Consider the following 17,698-nt stretch of genomic DNA (forward strand, 5'->3'; position numbering starts at 1 on the left):
CATGACCGTTAATCTCGGCACTGCCAACGAATTCATCGCCCGCCACATCGGCCCGCGAGCCAGCGACGAGCAAGCCATGCTCGAGCGCCTGGGCTACGACTCCCTGGAAGCCCTGAGCGCCAGCGTCATCCCGGAAAGCATCAAGGGCACCAGCGTGCTGGACATGGGCGACGGCCAGAGCGAAGCCGATGCACTGGCCTCGATCAAGGCCATCGCCGCCAAGAACCAACTGTTCAAGACCTACATCGGCCAGGGCTACTACAACTGCCACACGCCGGCACCGATCCTGCGCAATCTGCTGGAAAACCCGGCCTGGTACACCGCCTACACCCCGTACCAGCCAGAAATCTCCCAGGGCCGTCTCGAAGCGCTGTTGAACTTCCAGACCCTGATCAGCGACCTTACCGGCCTGCCGATCGCCAACGCGTCCTTGCTCGACGAAGCCACCGCCGCCGCCGAAGCCATGACCTTCTGCAAGCGCCTGAGCAAGAACAAGGGCAGCAACGCGTTCTTCGCCTCCGTGCACAGCCACCCGCAAACCCTCGACGTGCTACGCACCCGTGCCGAGCCCCTGGGCATCGATGTAGTGGTGGGCGATGAGCGCGAACTGAGCGACGTCAGCGGTTTCTTCGGCGCGCTGCTGCAGTACCCAGCCAGCAACGGTGACCTGTTCGACTACCGCGAACTGACCGAACGCTTCCACGCCGCCAATGCCCTGGTGGCGGTGGCCGCGGATTTGCTGGCCCTGACCCTGTTGACCCCGCCAGGTGAATTCGGCGCCGACGTGGCCATCGGCAGCGCCCAACGCTTCGGTGTGCCGCTGGGCTTCGGCGGCCCGCACGCGGCGTATTTCTCCACCAAGGACGCCTTCAAGCGCGACATGCCGGGCCGCCTGGTCGGCGTTTCCGTGGACCGTTTCGGCAAGCCGGCCCTGCGCCTGGCGATGCAGACCCGCGAGCAACACATCCGTCGCGAGAAAGCCACGAGCAACATCTGCACCGCCCAGGTGCTGCTGGCCAACATCGCCAGCATGTACGCCGTGTACCACGGTCCCAAGGGCCTGGTGCAAATTGCCAATCGCATCCATCACCTGACCGCGATCCTCGCCAAGGGCCTGGGCGCACTGGGCCTGAGCGTCGAGCAAGAGAGCTTCTTCGACACCCTGACCCTGCGCACCGGCGCGCAAACCGCCGCCCTGCACGATAAGGCCCGCGCCCAGCGCATCAACCTGCGTGTGGTGGACGCGCAACGCCTGGGCCTGTCCCTGGACGAGACCACCAGCCAGGCTGACGTCGAAGCCCTGTGGAACCTGTTGGCCGACGGCAAAGCCGTGCCGGACTTCGCGACACTGGCCACCAGCGTGCAAAGCCGCATTCCGGCCGAGCTGGTGCGCCAATCGGCTATCCTCAGCCACCCGGTGTTCAACCGCTACCACTCCGAAACCGAGCTGATGCGCTACCTGCGCAAGCTCGCCGACAAGGACCTGGCCCTGGATCGCACCATGATCCCACTGGGTTCCTGCACCATGAAACTCAACGCCGCCAGCGAAATGATCCCGGTGACCTGGGCCGAGTTCGGCGCCCTGCACCCGTTCGCCCCGGCCGAACAGAGCGCTGGCTACCAGCAACTGACCGACGAGCTGGAGGCCATGCTCTGCGCCGCCACCGGCTATGACGCGGTGTCGCTGCAACCCAACGCCGGTTCCCAGGGCGAATACGCCGGCCTGCTGGCGATCCGCGCCTATCACCAGAGCCGTGGCGAAGACCGTCGCGACATCTGCCTGATCCCGTCCTCGGCCCACGGTACCAACCCGGCCACGGCCCACATGGCTGGTATGCGCGTGGTCGTGACCGCCTGCGATGCCCGCGGCAACGTCGACATCGAAGACCTGCGTACCAAGGCCATCGAGCACCGCGAACACCTCGCCGCGCTGATGATCACCTACCCGTCCACCCACGGTGTGTTCGAAGAAGGCATCCGTGAAATCTGCGGCATCATTCATGACAACGGCGGCCAGGTGTACATCGACGGCGCCAACATGAACGCCATGGTCGGCCTCTGCGCCCCAGGCAAGTTCGGCGGCGACGTGTCGCACCTGAACCTGCACAAGACCTTCTGCATTCCCCACGGCGGTGGCGGCCCGGGCGTCGGCCCGATTGGCGTCAAGTCGCACCTGGCACCGTTCCTGCCGGGCCACGCCAACATGGAACGCAAGGAAGGCGCGGTGTGCGCGGCGCCGTTCGGCAGCGCGAGCATCTTGCCGATCACCTGGATGTACATCCGCATGATGGGCGGCGCCGGCCTCAAGCGCGCCTCGCAACTGGCGATCCTCAACGCCAACTACATCGCCCGTCGCCTGGAAGAGCACTACCCAGTGCTCTACTCCGGCAGCAACGGCCTGGTGGCCCACGAATGCATCCTCGACCTGCGTCCACTCAAGGACAGCAGCGGCATCAGCGTCGATGACGTGGCCAAGCGCCTGATCGACTTCGGTTTCCATGCGCCGACCATGTCGTTCCCGGTGGCCGGCACGCTGATGATCGAGCCGACCGAAAGCGAATCCAAGGAAGAACTGGACCGTTTCTGCGACGCCCTGATCTGCATCCGCGAAGAAATTCGCGCGGTGGAAAACGGCAGTCTGGACAAGGACGACAACCCGCTGAAGAACGCCCCGCACACTGCGGCGGAAATCGTCGGCGAGTGGACCCACCCTTACAGTCGCGAACAGGCGGTGTACCCGGTGGCGTCGTTGATCGAAGGCAAGTACTGGCCGCCCGTGGGCCGGGTCGACAACGTGTTCGGCGACCGCAACCTGGTCTGCGCCTGCCCGTCGATCGAAAGCTACGCTTGACCTGAAGGGGGCGGGCTAGCTCGCCCCCATCAGACACGCCGCATCCCTTGTGAAAACACTTTCTCAAGGGACCTGTACCCGACCTCATAATCGTCGATCCTCATAAAAAGAAACTGGAGAAACACCATGTCGTTAAGCGTGTTCGACCTGTTCAAGATCGGTATCGGCCCTTCCAGCTCCCATACCGTCGGCCCGATGCGTGCCGCTGCCCGTTTCGCCGAGGGGCTGCGTCGTGATGACTTGCTCAATTGCACCACCAGCGTCAAGGTCGAGCTCTACGGCTCGCTCGGCGCCACCGGCAAGGGCCACGGCAGCGACAAGGCCGTGCTGCTGGGCCTGGAAGGCGAGCATCCCGACACCGTGGACACCGAAACCGTCGACGCCCGCCTGCAAGCGATCCGCAGCAGCGGTCGCCTGAACCTGCTCGGCGAACACTCCATCGAATTCAATGAAAAGCTGCACTTGGCGATGATCCGCAAGCCGCTGGCCTTTCACCCCAACGGTATGATTTTCCGCGCCTTCGATGCCGCGGGGCTGCAAGTGCGCAGCCGCGAGTACTACTCGGTCGGTGGCGGCTTTGTCGTCGATGAAGACGCGGCTGGCGCCGACCGCATCGTCGAAGATGCCACGCCCCTGACCTTTCCGTTCAAGAGTGCCAAGGACCTGCTAGGTCATTGCAGCACCTATGGCCTGTCCATCAGCCAGGTGATGCTGACCAACGAAAGCGCCTGGCGCCCCGAAGCCGAGACCCGTGCCGGGCTGCTGAAAATCTGGCAGGTGATGCAGGATTGCGTGGCGGCCGGCTGTCGCAACGAAGGGATTCTGCCAGGCGGGCTGAAGGTCAAGCGCCGGGCCGCGGCGTTGCACCGCCAGCTGTGCAAGAACCCCGAAGCCGCACTGCGCGATCCACTGTCGGTGCTGGACTGGGTCAACCTGTACGCCTTGGCGGTCAACGAAGAAAACGCCTATGGCGGTCGCGTCGTCACCGCGCCGACCAACGGGGCGGCGGGGATCATCCCGGCCGTGCTGCATTACTACATGCGCTTTATCCCCGGGGCCAGCGAAGATGGCGTGGTGCGGTTCCTGCTGACCGCCGCCGCCATCGGCATCCTGTACAAGGAAAACGCCTCCATCTCCGGCGCCGAAGTCGGTTGCCAGGGTGAAGTGGGCGTGGCCTGTTCCATGGCCGCCGGCGCCCTCTGCGAAGTGCTCGGCGGCAGCGTGCAGCAAGTGGAAAACGCCGCCGAGATCGGCATGGAACACAACCTCGGCCTGACCTGCGACCCGATCGGCGGCCTGGTGCAGGTGCCGTGCATCGAACGCAACGCCATGGGTTCGGTGAAAGCCATCAACGCGGTACGCATGGCCATGCGCGGCGACGGGCATCACTTCGTCTCCCTCGACAAAGTCATCCGTACCATGCGCCAGACCGGCGCCGACATGAAAAGCAAATACAAGGAGACCGCCCGCGGCGGTCTGGCGGTCAACATCATCGAATGCTGATGCGCTTGCCTCACTTCCACATTTTTTCCAGGAGCTGATATGTCCACCGAACAACTGCTGAAGACCCCGCTGCACGCGCTGCACCTCGAACTCGGCGCCCGCATGGTGCCGTTCGCCGGCTACGACATGCCGGTGCAGTACCCTCTGGGGGTGATGAAGGAACACCAGCACACCCGCGATCAGGCCGGGCTGTTCGACGTGTCCCACATGGGCCAGATCCGCCTGACCGGCGCCGGCGCCGCCAAGGCCCTGGAAACCCTGGTGCCGGTGGACATCATCGACCTGCCGGTGGGCATGCAGCGCTACGCCATGTTCACCAACGAGAACGGCGGCATCCTCGACGACCTGATGGTCGCCAACCTGGGCAATGACGAACTGTTCCTGGTGGTCAACGCGGCCTGCAAGGACCAGGACCTGGCCCACCTGCGGGCCCACATTGGCGCGCAGTGCAGCATCGAGCCGCTGTTCGAAGCCCGCGCCCTGCTCGCCCTGCAAGGCCCGGCCGCCGTCACCGTGCTCGCACGCCTGGCGCCGGACGTGGCGAAGATGACCTTCATGCAGTTCCAGCGCGTCACGCTGTTGGGCGTGGACTGCTTTGTCAGCCGTTCGGGCTACACCGGTGAAGACGGTTTCGAAATCTCGATACCCGCCGCCGATGCGGAAAAACTGGCCCGCGCCCTGCTGGCCGAGCCGGAAGTCGCGGCCATCGGCCTCGGTGCCCGTGACTCCCTGCGCCTGGAAGCCGGCCTGTGCCTCTACGGCCACGACATGAACACCGAGACCACGCCGATCGAAGCCAGCCTGTTGTGGGCGATTTCCAAAGTACGTCGTGCCGACGGCACTCGCGCTGGCGGTTTCCCCGGCGCTGAAACCGTGTTCGCCCAACAACAGGGCGGCGTGAAGCGCAAACGCGTCGGCCTGCTGCCCCAAGAACGCACACCAGTGCGCGAAGGCGCAGAGATCGTCAACGAAGCGGGCGAGATTATCGGGACGGTGTGCAGCGGCGGTTTCGGCCCGACCCTGGGCGGTCCGTTGGCGATGGGTTACCTGGACAGCGCCTATGTCGCACTGGATACGCCAGTCTGGGCCATCGTGCGTGGGAAAAAGGTGCCTTTACTTGTAAGCAAAATGCCATTCGTCCCACAACGCTACTACCGCGGTTGATTGACTGTTTCTATAAGTAACGCGATTGCGTTATACGTGCACTAATGTGTAACGCAACCGCCATAAAAAGGTGCATATCCTTAGACATTCAATGGCGCTTATATCGGTCGTTAACAATTGAACTAGCCTATCGAATAAGCCCCGCCCGGCGATGTATGTAAATGCCTGCAAGCTGAGCAAATACGGGCTTCCCCGGGGGGTTGTTTTTTCATTCGTAGTTGGCGTAGAGTTTGGTCACTGTGTTTGCATGGGTCGCTTGGAATCGTGACCTGGGCAGTAGCTTATGAAGTTCGCTACATCCCGTTCGACGTCTCTTACTTTCCTGCAACCCAGCCCCAGTACTCTTTCATGCGAAAGAGGCTGTCATCAATTTTAGCGTCAAAGGAAATAAGAAAATGGCTGATCGTCAGAGCGGTACCGTCAAGTGGTTCAACGACGAGAAGGGTTTTGGTTTTATCACGCCTGAAAGCGGTCCGGATCTGTTCGTGCATTTCCGCGCCATCCAGGGCAACGGCTTCAAGAGCCTGAAAGAAGGCCAGAAAGTCACTTTCGTTGCTGTGCAAGGCCAGAAAGGCATGCAGGCTGACGAGGTTCAGGCCGAAGGCTAAGCTTTCGAGAACAAAAAAGCCCCTGATTGATATCAGGGGCTTTTTTATGGGCGTAAATCCGTAAAATGGCTTCTTTTTCAGCCGAGGCCATCATGCCGAAACACCTGCTCACCCCCCAGGGCGACTTTCCTCCCGCCGGCCTCGGCCGTCGCCTGGCAGCGATGTTTTATGACTTCTTGCTGTGCACGGCGCTGCTGATCGTCACCAGCGGTGCCTACAAGATGATCCAGATGGCGATCATCGGCGAAGAAAAAATGCGCGCCCTGACCGAAGCCGGCGCACTGGACGGTGACCCGCTGCTGTCCACCGTGCTGCTGTTTGTGCTGTTCGGCTTCTTCGCCAAGTTCTGGACCCACAACGGCCAGACGCTGGGCATGCAGGTGTGGTGCATCCGCGTACAGAACGCCGATGGCACGGCCATCAGCCTGTGGCAGGCGCTGTTGCGATTCGTGGTAGCGATTGCGTCACTGCTGCTGGTGGGGCTGGGCTTCATCTGGGCGCTGTTCGACAAGCGCAAGCGCAGTTGGCATGACATCTACTCGGATACGCAGTTGGTGCGGATTCCCAAGAAAACCAAATAACTTCGTTCATCCTTCCTTGATCGTTCCCACGCTCTGCGTGGGAATGTAGCCTGGGACGCTCTGCGTCCCAAAAAGCCGAACGCGGAGCGTCCGCAGAGGCGTTCCCACGCAAAGCGTGGGAACGATCAAGCCCACGCCTTCAATCAGGCATTGCCCGCCAGCTTCATCCGCGCCGCCTGAGTGAAGTCCAGCATGCGCTTGAGCGGGCGAATCGCCTGGGGGATCAGCGCCGGGTCGACGAAGATCTCGTTGGCACCCTCCTGCAAGCTCTTGAGCGTGCGCTCCAGGGTATTCATCGCCATCCATGGGCAGTGTGCGCAACTGCGGCACGCCGCGCCGTTGCCGGCGGTAGGCGCTTCAATGAAGACCTTGTCCGGGCACAGCTGCTGCATCTTGTAGAAAATGCCCCGGTCGGTGGCGACGATCAGCGTCTTGTTCGGCAGGGTCTGGGCCGCGGCGATCAATTGGCTGGTGGAGCCGACGGCATCCGCCAGTTCGATCACCGACGTCGGCGACTCCGGGTGCACCAGGATCGCGGCGTCCGGGTAGAGCGCCTTCATGTCCTCCAACTGCTTGGACTTGAACTCTTCGTGGACGATACAGGCACCGTCCCAGAGCAGCATGTCGGCGCCGGTCTTGCGCTGGATGTAAGTGCCCAGGTGCTTGTCCGGGCCCCAGATGATCGTCTCGCCGTTGTCCATCAGGCTCTCGACGATTTCCAGCGCGCAACTGGACGTCACCACCCAGTCGGCCCGGGCCTTCACTGCCGCCGAGGTGTTGGCGTACACCACCACGGTGCGCTCCGGATGCTGGTCGCAGAACGCCGAGAACTCGTCCACCGGGCAGCCCAGGTCCAGGGAGCAGGTGGCTTCCAGGGTGGGCATCAGCACACGTTTTTCGGGATTGAGGATCTTGGCGGTCTCGCCCATGAACTTGACCCCCGCCACCACCACGGTCTTGGCCGGATGGGCATTGCCGAAGCGGGCCATTTCCAGGGAGTCGGACACGCAACCACCGGTCTCTTCGGCCAGGGCCTGGATGATCGGGTCGCAGTAGAAGTGCGCGACCAGCACCGCGTCCTGAGCCTTGAGCTCGGCGGCGATGGCGGCGCGGTACCAGGCCTCTTGCTCGGCGGTCAGCGGCTTGGGCTGCTTGGCGTCGAGGTGGGCCTGGACCAGAAGGCGTTCGGAAATTTGCGTCATGTTCGCAAGACCTGCAAGCGCGTTTAGCGCGAAAGTCGAGTATACACCCGGCTCCGGACCACTCGGGTACCGCCGGGAAAGTGGGTATCAATCAGGCACGGGACAGCGTGAAGCCGGCAAGGCTACAGAATATCCCGTCGATGCAAAAGATCATTCTGACCTGTGTCCGCCCCTGGAACCGGACGCGCGCGCCAGCGGGAGCAAGCTGACCGAAATGTAATCACCTGCTCGGCCGGCTTATGTCATCTTCTTTTCAAAGCGACGCCGGGGGATTGCCCCGTGTTCGCGGCGAATCGACTGACGGACTTCCATCGTATGCAAACAAAAACTTCCCGGCGAACCTTTGTAAAAGGCCTGACTGCCGGTGGCATCCTCGGCGGCCTGGGCTTGTGGCGTGCGCCTGTCTGGGCGGTCACCGGCCCGGGCCAGCCCAACGTCCTGAGCGGCACCGAGTTCGACCTGTTCATCGGCGAAAGCCCGGTCAACTTCACCGGCAACCCACGTACCGCCCAGACCATCAACGGCGGCATTCCCGGCCCGCTGCTGCGCTGGCGTGAAGGCGACACCGTGACCCTGCGAGTGCGCAATCGCTTGAAGGACACCACGTCCATCCACTGGCACGGCATCCTGCTGCCAGCCAACATGGACGGCGTTCCGGGGTTGAGTTTCAAGGGCATCGAACCCGACGGCATGTACGTGTATCAGTTCAAGGTCCGGCAGAACGGCACCTACTGGTACCACAGCCATTCCGGCTTCCAGGAACAATCCGGGGTCTACGGCCCGCTGGTGATCGACGCCCGGGAACCGGAGCCCTTCCAGTACGAACGGGACTATGTGGTGATGCTCACCGACTGGACCGATGAAGCCCCCGGCAACATCCTTCGCAAGCTCAAGAAACAGTCGGACTACTACAACTACAACAAACGCACCGTCGGCGACTTCATCGACGATGTGGGCAAGAACGGCTGGGCCAGCACCGTGGCCAATCGCAAGATGTGGGCCGAGATGAAGATGAATCCCACTGACCTGGCCGATGTCAGTGGCGCCACCTATACCTACCTCATGAACGGCCAGGCGCCGGACATGAACTGGACCGGCCTGTTCAAGCCTGGCGAACGTCTTCGCCTGCGCTTTATCAACGGCTCGGCCATGAGCTATTTCGACGTGCGGATTCCCGGCTTGAAGATGACGGTGGTGGCGTCCGACGGACAGTACGTCAAACCGGTGAGTGTCGATGAGTTCCGGATCGCCGTGGCCGAAACCTATGACGTCATTGTCGAACCAACCCAGGAGGCCTACACCCTGTTCGCCCAGTCCATGGACCGCACCGGTTATGCCCGCGGCACCCTCGCGGCCAGGGCCGGGTTGTCGGCACCGGTGCCGCCCCTGGACCCTCGGCCATTGGTGACCATGGACGACATGGGCATGGGTGGCATGGACCACGGCTCGATGCAGGGCATGGCCGGGATGGACGACAGCCAGATGCAAGGTATGGATCATAGCCAGATGCAGGGCATGGGCGACATGGCCGGGATGGATCACGGTGCCATGCAGGGCATGGACGGCATGCTGTCGCATCCCGACACCGAGAAAGACAACCCCCTGGTGGACATGCAGGCCATGACCGTCAAGCCCAAGCTCGACGACCCGGGCATGGGGCTGCGCAACAACGGCCGCAAAGTGCTGACCTACTCAGACCTGCGCAGCACCTTCCCCGACCCCGACGGCCGCGAGCCGGGCCGTACGATCGAGCTGCATCTGACCGGGCACATGGAGAAATTCGCCTGGTCGTTCAACGGCGTGAAGTTTTCCGACGCCGCACCGCTGCTGCTCAAGTACGGCGAACGACTGCGCATCGTGCTGATCAACGACACCATGATGACCCACCCCATCCACCTGCACGGCATGTGGAGCGACCTGGAGGATGAGAACGGCCAGTTCATGGTGCGCAAGCACACCATCGACGTGCCACCGGGCGCCAAGCGCAGCTACCGCGTCACCGCCGATGCCCTCGGGCGCTGGGCGTACCACTGTCATCTGCTGTTTCACATGGAGATGGGCATGTTCCGTGAAGTTCGGGTGCAGGAATGAGGAGCCGACCATGACCACTGTTTTTCACTACCCCATGGCACTCATTGCCAGCCTGACCCTCGGCGCCACTACCTCGGCCTGGGCGGCGGGCAACGACATGCAAGGCATGGATCACAGCCAGATGCCCGGGATGGACCATAGCCAGATGCAAGGTATGGATTCGATGCAAGGCATGGACTCGATGCAGGGCATGGAACCCATGCAATCAGCGCCGACCAGCAGCCGCACGCCGATCCCGGAACTGACCGCCGCCGACCGCGCCGCCGTCTACGAGGATCATGGCGGACACGCGGTGCATGACAGCGCCATCAATTCGTTTTTCCTCATCGACCAGTTGGAGTGGCAAGACGCCGATGATGGCAGCGCCCTGAGCTGGGACGCCTCCGGCTGGATCGGTGGCGACATCGACCGTTTGTGGCTGCGCTCCGAAGGTGAACGCCTCAACGGCAAGACCGAAGAGGCGGAACTTCAGGCCCTATGGGGCCACGCCATCAGTCCTTGGTGGGACGTGGTAGCCGGCGTACGCCAGGACTTCAAGCCGGGCGATCCACAAACCTGGGCCGCCTTCGGCGTGCAAGGCATGGCGCTGTACAACTTCGAAGCCGAGGCCACCGCGTTCATCGGTGAAGGTGGCCAGAGCGCGGCGCGGCTGGAAGGCGACTACGACATCCTGCTGACCAATCGGTTGATCCTGCAGCCCACCGCCGAGGTCAACTTCTATGGCAAGAACGACCCCGCCCGCGGCGTCGGCTCAGGACTGTCGGACACCGAACTTGGCGTACGGCTGCGTTATGAAATACGCCGCGAATTCGCACCCTACATTGGCGTCACCTGGAATCGGGTCTACGGCAACACCGCCGATTACGCCCGTGAAGAAGGCGAAGACCGCAGCGAAGCCCGCCTGGTGCTGGGCGTGCGCATGTGGTTCTGAGCCACTGACCTGTTCCACTCAAAACTAAAAAACCAAGCTGTAGGAGTCCTTGCATGTCACTCATCAAAACCGCCGTTGTCGCCGTTGCCTTGTCCACCGGCCTGTTGCTCAGTGGCCTGGCCCAGGCCCACCCGAAACTGCTGTCCTCTACCCCCGCCGAGGGCGCCGAAGGTCCGGCACCGGCAAAGATCGAGCTGCACTTTTCCGAAAACCTGATGACCAAGTTTTCCGGCGCCAAGCTGATGATGACCGCCATGCCCGGCATGGCGGCGCATTCGCCCATGCCCATGCCAGCCAAGGTCTCCGGCAGCGATGACCCGAAAACCATGGTCATTGTCCCGAATGGCCCCCTCACCGCCGGCACCTATCAGGTCCAGTGGCGCGCGGTGTCGTCCGACACTCACCCGATCACCGGTAACGTCACGTTCAAGGTGAAGTGAGTTGATGAGCGACTCGATCAACATTGCCCTGCGTTTTGCCCTGTACCTGGATTTGATGTTGTTGTTCGGCCTGGCCGCGTTCGGCCTCTATAGCCTGCGAGGCCAGGAGCGGGTATCGAGCGCGCAGTTGCCTTTCACGCCGCTGCTGCTGACCACGGCGGTGCTGGGCGGGTTGCTCTCCCTCGCCGCCATGGCGTGCATGGCCTGGGCCATGAGCGGCGTTGCGGACTGGGCCGAGCTGTGGCCGCACATTGAAATGATGGTAGTGGAGACCGACGTCGGCTTGAGTTGGACACTGCGGATGGCGGCGCTGCTCCTGGCGGGTGTCGCCGTGACGCTCAATAAACGTTGGCCAAGCGCCAGCCTGGGCCTGGTCATGCTGGGCGGTGCGGTGGCCTTGGCGACGCTGGCCTGGGCAGGGCACGGCGCCATGGACGAAGGCGCACGCCGCAATTGGCACTTCATCACCGACTTCCTGCACCTGTGGGCGGCGGGAGGCTGGGTCGGCGCCTTGGCCGCGTTTGCCCTGCTGCTTCGCCAGGCCGAACCGCAGTTGGCGGTACTGGCTCGGACGTTGACCGGGTTTGAAACCGCCGGGGCGGTGATCGTGGTGCTCATCAGCGTGACGGGGGTGGTCAATTATCTTTTTATCGTCGGCCCAAACGTCGCAGGCTTGTTCGACAGTACCTATGGACAGTTGCTGGCGCTCAAACTCATTTTATTCGCGGCCATGCTGGTGTTCGCCGCGCTGAACCGTTTTCACCTGAGCCCACTGCTGGAGCAGGCCCGACAGACCGGTGAGCACGGGGTCGCGGTGAATGCCCTGCGGCGCAGCATGGTCCTGGAGTTCGCTGTGGCGGTGATCATCCTCGGGCTGGTGGCGTGGCTGGGGACGCTGAGCCCGGGGATGGAATAACCAACTAGCGCCCCACTGAATCCGTGGCGAGGGAGCTTGCTCCCGCTGGGGTGCGTGTAGGAGCTGTCGAGTGCAACGAGGCTGCGATCTTGTACCAGACACTTGAGTCGTGAGCGAACGATCAAAAAAATCAAAAGATCGCAGGCTTCGCCAGCTCCTACAGAGTCAAGCGGGAGCAAGCTCCCTCGCCACAAAAGCGAGCCGCATTTAATTATTAAATAAGCCTCACCAGTTTTCAGTTTGCCCATCGCAAGGTGCCCTGGCCTAAATGGGGCTTTATCCAGCCAAGGCCCTGTCATGGAAAACATTCGAACCTCAAGCACCCACGCCATCTGGCTGATGGTCAGCATCGTCTTGGTGGCGCTGAACCTGCGGCCCTCGATGGCGGCAGTCGGGCCGTTGTTGTCAGCTATTCGCGGCGAGGTGCCCTTGAGTTTCAGTACCGCCTCGCTGCTGACCATGTTGCCCGTCATGGCGATGGGCCTGGCGATGTTCCTGGGCATGCGCATCGCCCTGCGCATCGGTGAACACCGCACCATCGTGCTGTCGCTGTTGATCATTGGTCTCGCCACGGCCTCGCGCTTGTACCTGGACAGCGCCGCCGGGCTGATCGCCAGTGCGGTCGTGGCCGGGCTCGGGATCGCCTTGATCCAGGCTGTGATGCCGGCCCTGATCAAGTCGCGCTTCGCCGACAACGTCTCGCTGTTCATGGGCTTGTACGTCACCTCCATCATGGCCGGGGCGGCGATTGCCGCATCGTTTTCACCCTTTGTCCTGACGCAGACCGGCAGTTGGCGCGTCGGCCTGGCAATCTGGGCATTGTTGGCGCTGGTCGCCCTGGGCTGCTGGTACGCCCAGCGCTCGAACGTCACGCCCTTGCCCGAAGCAGCGTCCCGGCATCACGAAGCATTTTCCAGCAACGCCCGGGCCTGGCTCCTGGCGATTTTCTTTGGCCTGGGCACCGCCTCCTACACCTGCGTGCTGGCCTGGCTGGCGCCGTACTACGTGGAAAAGGGCTGGAGCGAACAGCACGCGGGCCTGCTGCTGGGGTTCCTCACGGCAATGGAAGTGTTATCCGGCCTGGTCACCCCGGCGATTGCCAACCGCAGCCGAGATAAACGCCTGGTCCTCACCGTCCTGCTGGCCCTGATCATCGGCGGCTTCTGCGGCCTGATCCTCAGCCCGGAACGCTTCAGCCTGCTATGGGCCTGCCTGCTGGGGCTGGGTATCGGCGGCCTGTTTCCCATGAGCCTGATCGTATCCCTCGACCACCTGGATAACCCACGCCGGGCCGGTGGCCTTACCGCGTTCGTGCAGGGTGTCGGCTATCTCATCGCTGGCCTCTCGCCTTTGATTGCCGGGATGATCCGCGACCAATTGGGGAGTTTTGAGTGGGCCTGGTGGTCGCTCACGGCGGTCATGGTGTTGATGATGGTGATGGTATTGCGGTTTGACCCAAAGGGTTATGGGCGACATATCCGCTAACGCTGCTACTTTGTCCCGGTGAAAAAACGACTGCTGTACTCTTCCAAGGCTCGGATTTTCTCCTCGGTATCGGTCGAGAAGCGCAGTTGCAAGGGATCTTCGTCAACAACGGAAGTCGCCGCCGTGTAAGACAGCAAGTAACTGGCAAGGCCACTCTTCCAGGCAAGGATGCCGATCGCCTTGGTCAGCTCGTTCAGGTTCAGCGGCAGCGCATCTTCAATGGTGAACAAACCGATACCGTAATTGGGGTCGAACAACACCAGCTTGTCCCCGCCTCGGATGATGTAGCCAATATGGTTGGTCAGCCATTTGGAGTTTTTCAAGTAGGACGCATAACCCAGCACTGGAAACCATCCCGACAAGCTCAGGAGAACTTTACAGCCTCGCGCTTCAAACTTGGGCTTATGCAGGTCACCGCAGACGTCACGGGTTTGCTGGTATCGGCCCAGGACGGCCTGCAGCGTTTCGGCCGTGTTGAGGTTGGAATTGATCTTCAGCAACGCCGCCTTGGCTTTTACAAAAGCGACATGCTCGACCCAATGCCCAAAATCGGGTTGCCCTTCCACATCATAGGAGCCGACGGCAATGCCGACCGTGGCGGTTACCCCGGCACACCATCCGCCCTTGATATCAGCCTTGATATCCTTGCCCTGATCGAATGGAGCAAACTGGGTAATTCGCAGCTTCATGTCGAATCCTCCTTGATCGAACCTCTCGCGTTTTATAACGAGGTGCACGCTGCGCTTGAACAGGGAGCGGGCTTCAACAGTCTAGGAGCTAAGGCCAGCTTTTCCAGGGTTAGTGGTGTAATCCCCAAGGACTGGCGCCACACCAGTCAGATTCGGGACTTGTCCGGCCACTTTCTCGCAGGCAAAAAAAAATCCGGAAATCCTCACTTTCGTGGGCCTTCCAGACTTTTAAAACTGCAAAAAATGGTGGGTCGTGTGGGATTCGAACCTACGACCAATTGGTTAAAAGCCAACTGCTCTACCAACTGAGCTAACGACCCGCTGTGTGGTGGCGCGTATAATACTGATTTCTAAGGACTATTCAACACCTAATTTGAAATAAATCAAAAATAACGGGTTGGATCGCTCACGCCCGCCGCAGCGAAGCCTTCTGCGCGCAGGCGGCAGCTGTCGCATTTGCCGCAAGCACGGCCCTGATCGTCGGCCTGATAGCAGGAAACAGTGAGCCCGTAGTCCACGCCAAGCTTCACACCGGCCTTGACTATGTCGGCCTTGCTGAGATTCTGCAACGGCGCCTGGATGCGGAAACCCTGCCCTTCCACGCCGGCCTTGGTCGCCAGGTTCGCCATGCGCTCGAAGGCTTCGACGAACTCCGGGCGGCAATCCGGGTAACCGGAGTAATCCACGGCATTGACGCCGATGAAAATGTCACGGGCGCCCAGCACTTCGGCCCAGCCCAATGCCAAGGACAGGAATACGGTGTTACGCGCCGGCACATAGGTCACCGGGATGCCTTCGCTAGGCGCCTCCGGCACGTCGATGGAGCTGTCGGTCAAGGCCGAGCCACCAATGCCATTGAGGTTCAGGCCGATCACTTTGTGTTCCACCACGCCCAGGTCCCGGGCCACTCGCTCGGCAGCATGCAGTTCTGCGCGATGGCGCTGACCATAATCGAAACTCATGGTGTAGCAGCGGTACCCCTCGGCATGGGCCATGGCCACGACGGTGGCCGAATCCAGGCCGCCGGACAACAGGATGACCGCACGTTTTTCGGCAATGTTCGAATGTTCAGTCATATCAGCGCCCCGGCTCGTCGTTCCAAAGATATTTATGCAGCTGCAATTGCAGGCGTACCGGCAGGTTATCCGCCACCACCCAGTCCGCCAGGTCCCGGGCGCTCAAATCGTGATGGCTCGGCGACAACAACACTTCGCCGGCCCGCTGGTCGAGCCCGTACTGGATCAGCTTGGACACGGCCCAGTCGTAATCTTCCCGCGAACAGATCACGAACTTGACCTGATCGTTGGGGGTCAGCAACTCGATATTCTCGTAACGGTTGCGGTGCGCTTCCTTGGAGCCTGGGGTCTTCAGGTCCACGACGCGACTGACGCGCGGGTCGACGGCCGAGATATCCAGGGCGCCGCTGGTTTCCAGGGAAACCTCGTAACCGGCATCACACAACTGCTTGAGCAAGGGGATGGCGTTGGGTTGCGCCAATGGCTCACCACCCGTGACACAGACATAACGCGGACGATAACTGGCCACTTGCTCAAGGATATCGTCGAGGGTTCGCAAGGTGCCGCCGCTGAAGGCGTAGGCACTGTCGCAGTATTGGCAACGCAACGGGCAACCGGTGAGGCGCACAAATACTGTGGGCAGCCCAGCCGTCCGCGTTTCACCCTGCAACGAGTAAAAAACTTCGGTGATTCTCAATGTGTCTTGCATAGTCGCCACGGGCGTAACAGCTAAACAGGCTGTCCGCCTCCGTCAGGCACTTCAAGGAACCCCGCCAACGCGCAGATCCCAAAAAGCGTGTTTCATAAAAAGGGCGTGAATTCTAACGAAAAAACCCGCGACAGGCGCGGGTTTCTTCAAAACAGGTCAAGCCGACTTACATGCGTTGCAGATCACGCTGGGCCAACTGGGCGGCGGATGTACCCGGATATTGGGCCACCACCTGCTGCAGAATGCCTTTTACCTTGTCGGTGTGACCGAGGCGGCGCTCTACATCAGCCAGCTTGTACAGCGAATCCGGCACCTTGGCATGCTTGGGATACAGTTGCGAAACCTTGGCGAATGCCTGGCCGGCACCTTGCAGGTCGCCCTTGGCCAGGTTCACTTCGCCCAGCCAGTATTGGGCATTGCCCGCGTACTGGCTGTTTGGGTATTTGCGCAGGAAAGCGGCAAAGGCCTGGCTGGCCTTGTCGAAATCCTTGGCCTTGATCAGGTCGAAGGCAGCATCGTAATAGAGCTTTTCCTTCGCCGGATCAGCCGGCTCGCCACCGGCGGCAGGTGCTGCGGGAGCAACTGCCCCCGCGCCTGCGGCTGCACCGGGGGCGTTCAAGTCGCCACCGGCAGGAGAATTCTCAGGAGTCGCGGCAGGTGCAGGTGCAACGCCGGTTCCTATGCGCCGATCAAGATCCTGGTATCGCTCCAGGTTTTCCTGCTTCATGCGCGAAATATCATTCTGCAGAACTTCGATCACGCCTTGCTGGCGCGAAAGCTGATCCTGCATTTGCTGGAGCTGGTTGAACAGCTCGCCCTGTGCCGAGACAGGGGCCGAAACCCCTCCCCCGGCATAGGCGCCGTTCGTACCGTAACCTGCAGGCGGATAGCTGCTCCCGCTATTGTTATAGCCGGCATCGTTATCGACCACAGGAACCGCAGCCCACGCCGCAAGCGGCGCGAGGCTGAGAGCCAGAACAGTTACAGCACGACGGCACGTTCGCATGACGAATTACTTACGCAGTTCGACGCGACGGTTTTGAGCCCAGGACTGCTCGTCGTTGCCGGTAGCAACTGGACGCTCTTCGCCGTAGGAAACCAGTTCCAGCTGAGCTGGGGAAACGCCTTGCAGTACCAGGTAGCGTTGAACGGCTTTCGCACGACGCTCGCCCAGTGCCATGTTGTACTCACGAGTACCACGTTCGTCGGTGTTGCCTTCCAGAACAACGCGAGCGCCGTTCGACTTCAGGTCTTTGGCGTGAACGTCCAGAGCGCGCATGGCTTCTGGCTTCAGGTCCGAGCTGTCGTATTCGAAGTAGAAGGTGGTGATTGCGCGCAGAGCAGCTTCTTCGCTCAGGGAGCCGTCAACTGCACCGGTGTTAGCGCCGTAACCAGCGTTTGGATCAACAGCGCCTTCACCGGCATTGTCGCCGCCTTTGGACGAGCAACCTACAGCTACAGCCATGGCCAGAGCCAGCGCAGCAAATTTACCAAACTTCAGCATTTCCATCG

16 protein-coding genes and 1 tRNA gene are annotated in these 17,698 nt (G+C 61.6%); 10 read left to right on the top strand and 7 right to left on the bottom strand.

Annotated elements, in window-relative coordinates; all coding sequences use genetic code 11:
- Window position 1: 1 nt before the first annotated feature.
- The 5 genes from gcvP (at window position 2) to ASC85_RS30230 (ending at window position 6,707) form a co-directional block, all read left to right on the top strand.
- On the top strand, window positions 2–2,851 hold the full coding sequence (gcvP, locus tag ASC85_RS30210; protein WP_057452522.1) for an aminomethyl-transferring glycine dehydrogenase: 2,850 nt from the start codon (window positions 2–4) through the stop codon (window positions 2,849–2,851).
- A 126-nt stretch (window positions 2,852–2,977) separates the two neighbouring features.
- Entirely contained in the window at window positions 2,978–4,354 is a 1,377-nt protein-coding gene (locus ASC85_RS30215; protein WP_003205004.1) for an L-serine ammonia-lyase, read from the top strand.
- A 39-nt stretch (window positions 4,355–4,393) separates the two neighbouring features.
- A complete protein-coding gene (gene gcvT, locus ASC85_RS30220; RefSeq protein ID WP_057452523.1) occupies window positions 4,394–5,518 on the top strand; it encodes a glycine cleavage system aminomethyltransferase GcvT in 1,125 nt (374 codons plus the stop codon).
- Between the two features lie 395 nt (window positions 5,519–5,913).
- Entirely contained in the window at window positions 5,914–6,126 is a 213-nt protein-coding gene (locus ASC85_RS30225; RefSeq protein WP_014339904.1) for a cold-shock protein, read from the top strand.
- Between the two features lie 92 nt (window positions 6,127–6,218).
- Window positions 6,219–6,707, top strand: a complete 489-nt coding sequence (locus tag ASC85_RS30230; protein WP_057452585.1) for an RDD family protein — start codon at window positions 6,219–6,221, stop codon at window positions 6,705–6,707.
- A gap of 143 nt (window positions 6,708–6,850) precedes the next feature.
- Here ASC85_RS30230 and nadA read toward each other — a convergent pair whose 3' ends face one another.
- The gene (gene nadA, locus ASC85_RS30235) at window positions 6,851–7,909 is read right to left on the bottom strand and encodes a quinolinate synthase NadA (protein WP_003205010.1); all 1,059 of its coding nucleotides are present in this window, start codon (window positions 7,907–7,909) and stop codon (window positions 6,851–6,853) included.
- A gap of 315 nt (window positions 7,910–8,224) precedes the next feature.
- Between nadA and ASC85_RS30240 the strand changes: the two genes are divergently transcribed.
- The 5 genes from ASC85_RS30240 (at window position 8,225) to ASC85_RS30260 (ending at window position 13,772) form a co-directional block, all read left to right on the top strand.
- Entirely contained in the window at window positions 8,225–10,000 is a 1,776-nt protein-coding gene (locus tag ASC85_RS30240) for a copper resistance system multicopper oxidase (protein WP_057452524.1), read from the top strand.
- Between the two features lie 10 nt (window positions 10,001–10,010).
- Window positions 10,011–10,931, top strand: a complete 921-nt coding sequence (locus tag ASC85_RS30245; protein WP_057452525.1) for a copper resistance protein B — start codon at window positions 10,011–10,013, stop codon at window positions 10,929–10,931.
- Window positions 10,932–10,984: 53 nt separating this feature from the next.
- Window positions 10,985–11,371 carry a copper homeostasis periplasmic binding protein CopC gene (gene copC / locus ASC85_RS30250; protein WP_057452526.1) on the top strand — a complete coding sequence of 129 codons (387 nt, stop codon included), beginning with the start codon at window positions 10,985–10,987 and terminating at the stop codon, window positions 11,369–11,371.
- 4 nt (window positions 11,372–11,375) lie between these two features.
- Complete coding sequence (gene copD / locus ASC85_RS30255) at window positions 11,376–12,287, top strand: copper homeostasis membrane protein CopD (RefSeq protein ID WP_057452527.1); 912 nt, start codon at window positions 11,376–11,378, stop codon at window positions 12,285–12,287.
- A 297-nt stretch (window positions 12,288–12,584) separates the two neighbouring features.
- On the top strand, window positions 12,585–13,772 hold the full coding sequence (locus ASC85_RS30260) for a cyanate transporter (RefSeq protein ID WP_057452528.1): 1,188 nt from the start codon (window positions 12,585–12,587) through the stop codon (window positions 13,770–13,772).
- Between the two features lie 5 nt (window positions 13,773–13,777).
- Here the strand turns inward: ASC85_RS30260 and ASC85_RS30265 are convergent, their stop codons facing one another.
- The 6 genes from ASC85_RS30265 to pal form a co-directional block, all read right to left on the bottom strand.
- A complete protein-coding gene (locus ASC85_RS30265) occupies window positions 13,778–14,461 on the bottom strand; it encodes a hypothetical protein (RefSeq protein ID WP_057452529.1) in 684 nt (227 codons plus the stop codon).
- 244 nt (window positions 14,462–14,705) lie between these two features.
- Window positions 14,706–14,781, bottom strand: a tRNA-Lys gene (locus ASC85_RS30270).
- A gap of 63 nt (window positions 14,782–14,844) precedes the next feature.
- Complete coding sequence (gene queC, locus ASC85_RS30275) at window positions 14,845–15,519, bottom strand: 7-cyano-7-deazaguanine synthase QueC (protein ID WP_177343190.1); 675 nt, start codon at window positions 15,517–15,519, stop codon at window positions 14,845–14,847.
- Window positions 15,520–15,538: 19 nt separating this feature from the next.
- Complete coding sequence (gene queE / locus ASC85_RS30280) at window positions 15,539–16,186, bottom strand: 7-carboxy-7-deazaguanine synthase QueE (RefSeq protein ID WP_003205025.1); 648 nt, start codon at window positions 16,184–16,186, stop codon at window positions 15,539–15,541.
- Window positions 16,187–16,352: 166 nt separating this feature from the next.
- Window positions 16,353–17,192: a tol-pal system protein YbgF gene (gene ybgF, locus ASC85_RS30285; RefSeq protein ID WP_057452531.1), complete on the bottom strand. Its 840-nt coding sequence runs from the start codon at window positions 17,190–17,192 to the stop codon at window positions 16,353–16,355.
- A gap of 6 nt (window positions 17,193–17,198) precedes the next feature.
- Complete coding sequence (gene pal, locus ASC85_RS30290) at window positions 17,199–17,696, bottom strand: peptidoglycan-associated lipoprotein Pal (RefSeq protein ID WP_003205029.1); 498 nt, start codon at window positions 17,694–17,696, stop codon at window positions 17,199–17,201.
- Window positions 17,697–17,698: the final 2 nt, after the last annotated feature.

The sequence above is a fragment of the Pseudomonas sp. Root401 genome (genome assembly GCF_001425105.1).
Lineage (GTDB): Bacteria > Pseudomonadota > Gammaproteobacteria > Pseudomonadales > Pseudomonadaceae > Aquipseudomonas > Aquipseudomonas brassicacearum.

Excerpts from the sequence above, each read along its gene's own strand:
- ASC85_RS30265 (WP_057452529.1), bottom strand. The coding sequence starts at position 14,461 with ATGAAGCTGCGAATTACCCAGTTTGCTCCATTCGATCAGGGCAAGGAT.
- pal (WP_003205029.1), bottom strand. The coding sequence starts at position 17,696 with ATGGAAATGCTGAAGTTTGGTAAATTTGCTGCGCTGGCTCTGGCCATG.
- copD (WP_057452527.1), top strand. The coding sequence starts at position 11,376 with ATGAGCGACTCGATCAACATTGCCCTGCGTTTTGCCCTGTACCTGGAT.
- ASC85_RS30225 (WP_014339904.1), top strand. The coding sequence starts at position 5,914 with ATGGCTGATCGTCAGAGCGGTACCGTCAAGTGGTTCAACGACGAGAAG.
- nadA (WP_003205010.1), bottom strand. The coding sequence starts at position 7,909 with ATGACGCAAATTTCCGAACGCCTTCTGGTCCAGGCCCACCTCGACGCC.
- ASC85_RS30240 (WP_057452524.1), top strand. The coding sequence starts at position 8,225 with ATGCAAACAAAAACTTCCCGGCGAACCTTTGTAAAAGGCCTGACTGCC.
- ASC85_RS30260 (WP_057452528.1), top strand. The coding sequence starts at position 12,585 with ATGGAAAACATTCGAACCTCAAGCACCCACGCCATCTGGCTGATGGTC.
- queE (WP_003205025.1), bottom strand. The coding sequence starts at position 16,186 with ATGCAAGACACATTGAGAATCACCGAAGTTTTTTACTCGTTGCAGGGT.
- ASC85_RS30215 (WP_003205004.1), top strand. The coding sequence starts at position 2,978 with ATGTCGTTAAGCGTGTTCGACCTGTTCAAGATCGGTATCGGCCCTTCC.
- copC (WP_057452526.1), top strand. The coding sequence starts at position 10,985 with ATGTCACTCATCAAAACCGCCGTTGTCGCCGTTGCCTTGTCCACCGGC.
- ybgF (WP_057452531.1), bottom strand. The coding sequence starts at position 17,192 with ATGCGAACGTGCCGTCGTGCTGTAACTGTTCTGGCTCTCAGCCTCGCG.
- ASC85_RS30245 (WP_057452525.1), top strand. The coding sequence starts at position 10,011 with ATGACCACTGTTTTTCACTACCCCATGGCACTCATTGCCAGCCTGACC.
- gcvT (WP_057452523.1), top strand. The coding sequence starts at position 4,394 with ATGTCCACCGAACAACTGCTGAAGACCCCGCTGCACGCGCTGCACCTC.
- gcvP (WP_057452522.1), top strand. The coding sequence starts at position 2 with ATGACCGTTAATCTCGGCACTGCCAACGAATTCATCGCCCGCCACATC.
- ASC85_RS30230 (WP_057452585.1), top strand. The coding sequence starts at position 6,219 with ATGCCGAAACACCTGCTCACCCCCCAGGGCGACTTTCCTCCCGCCGGC.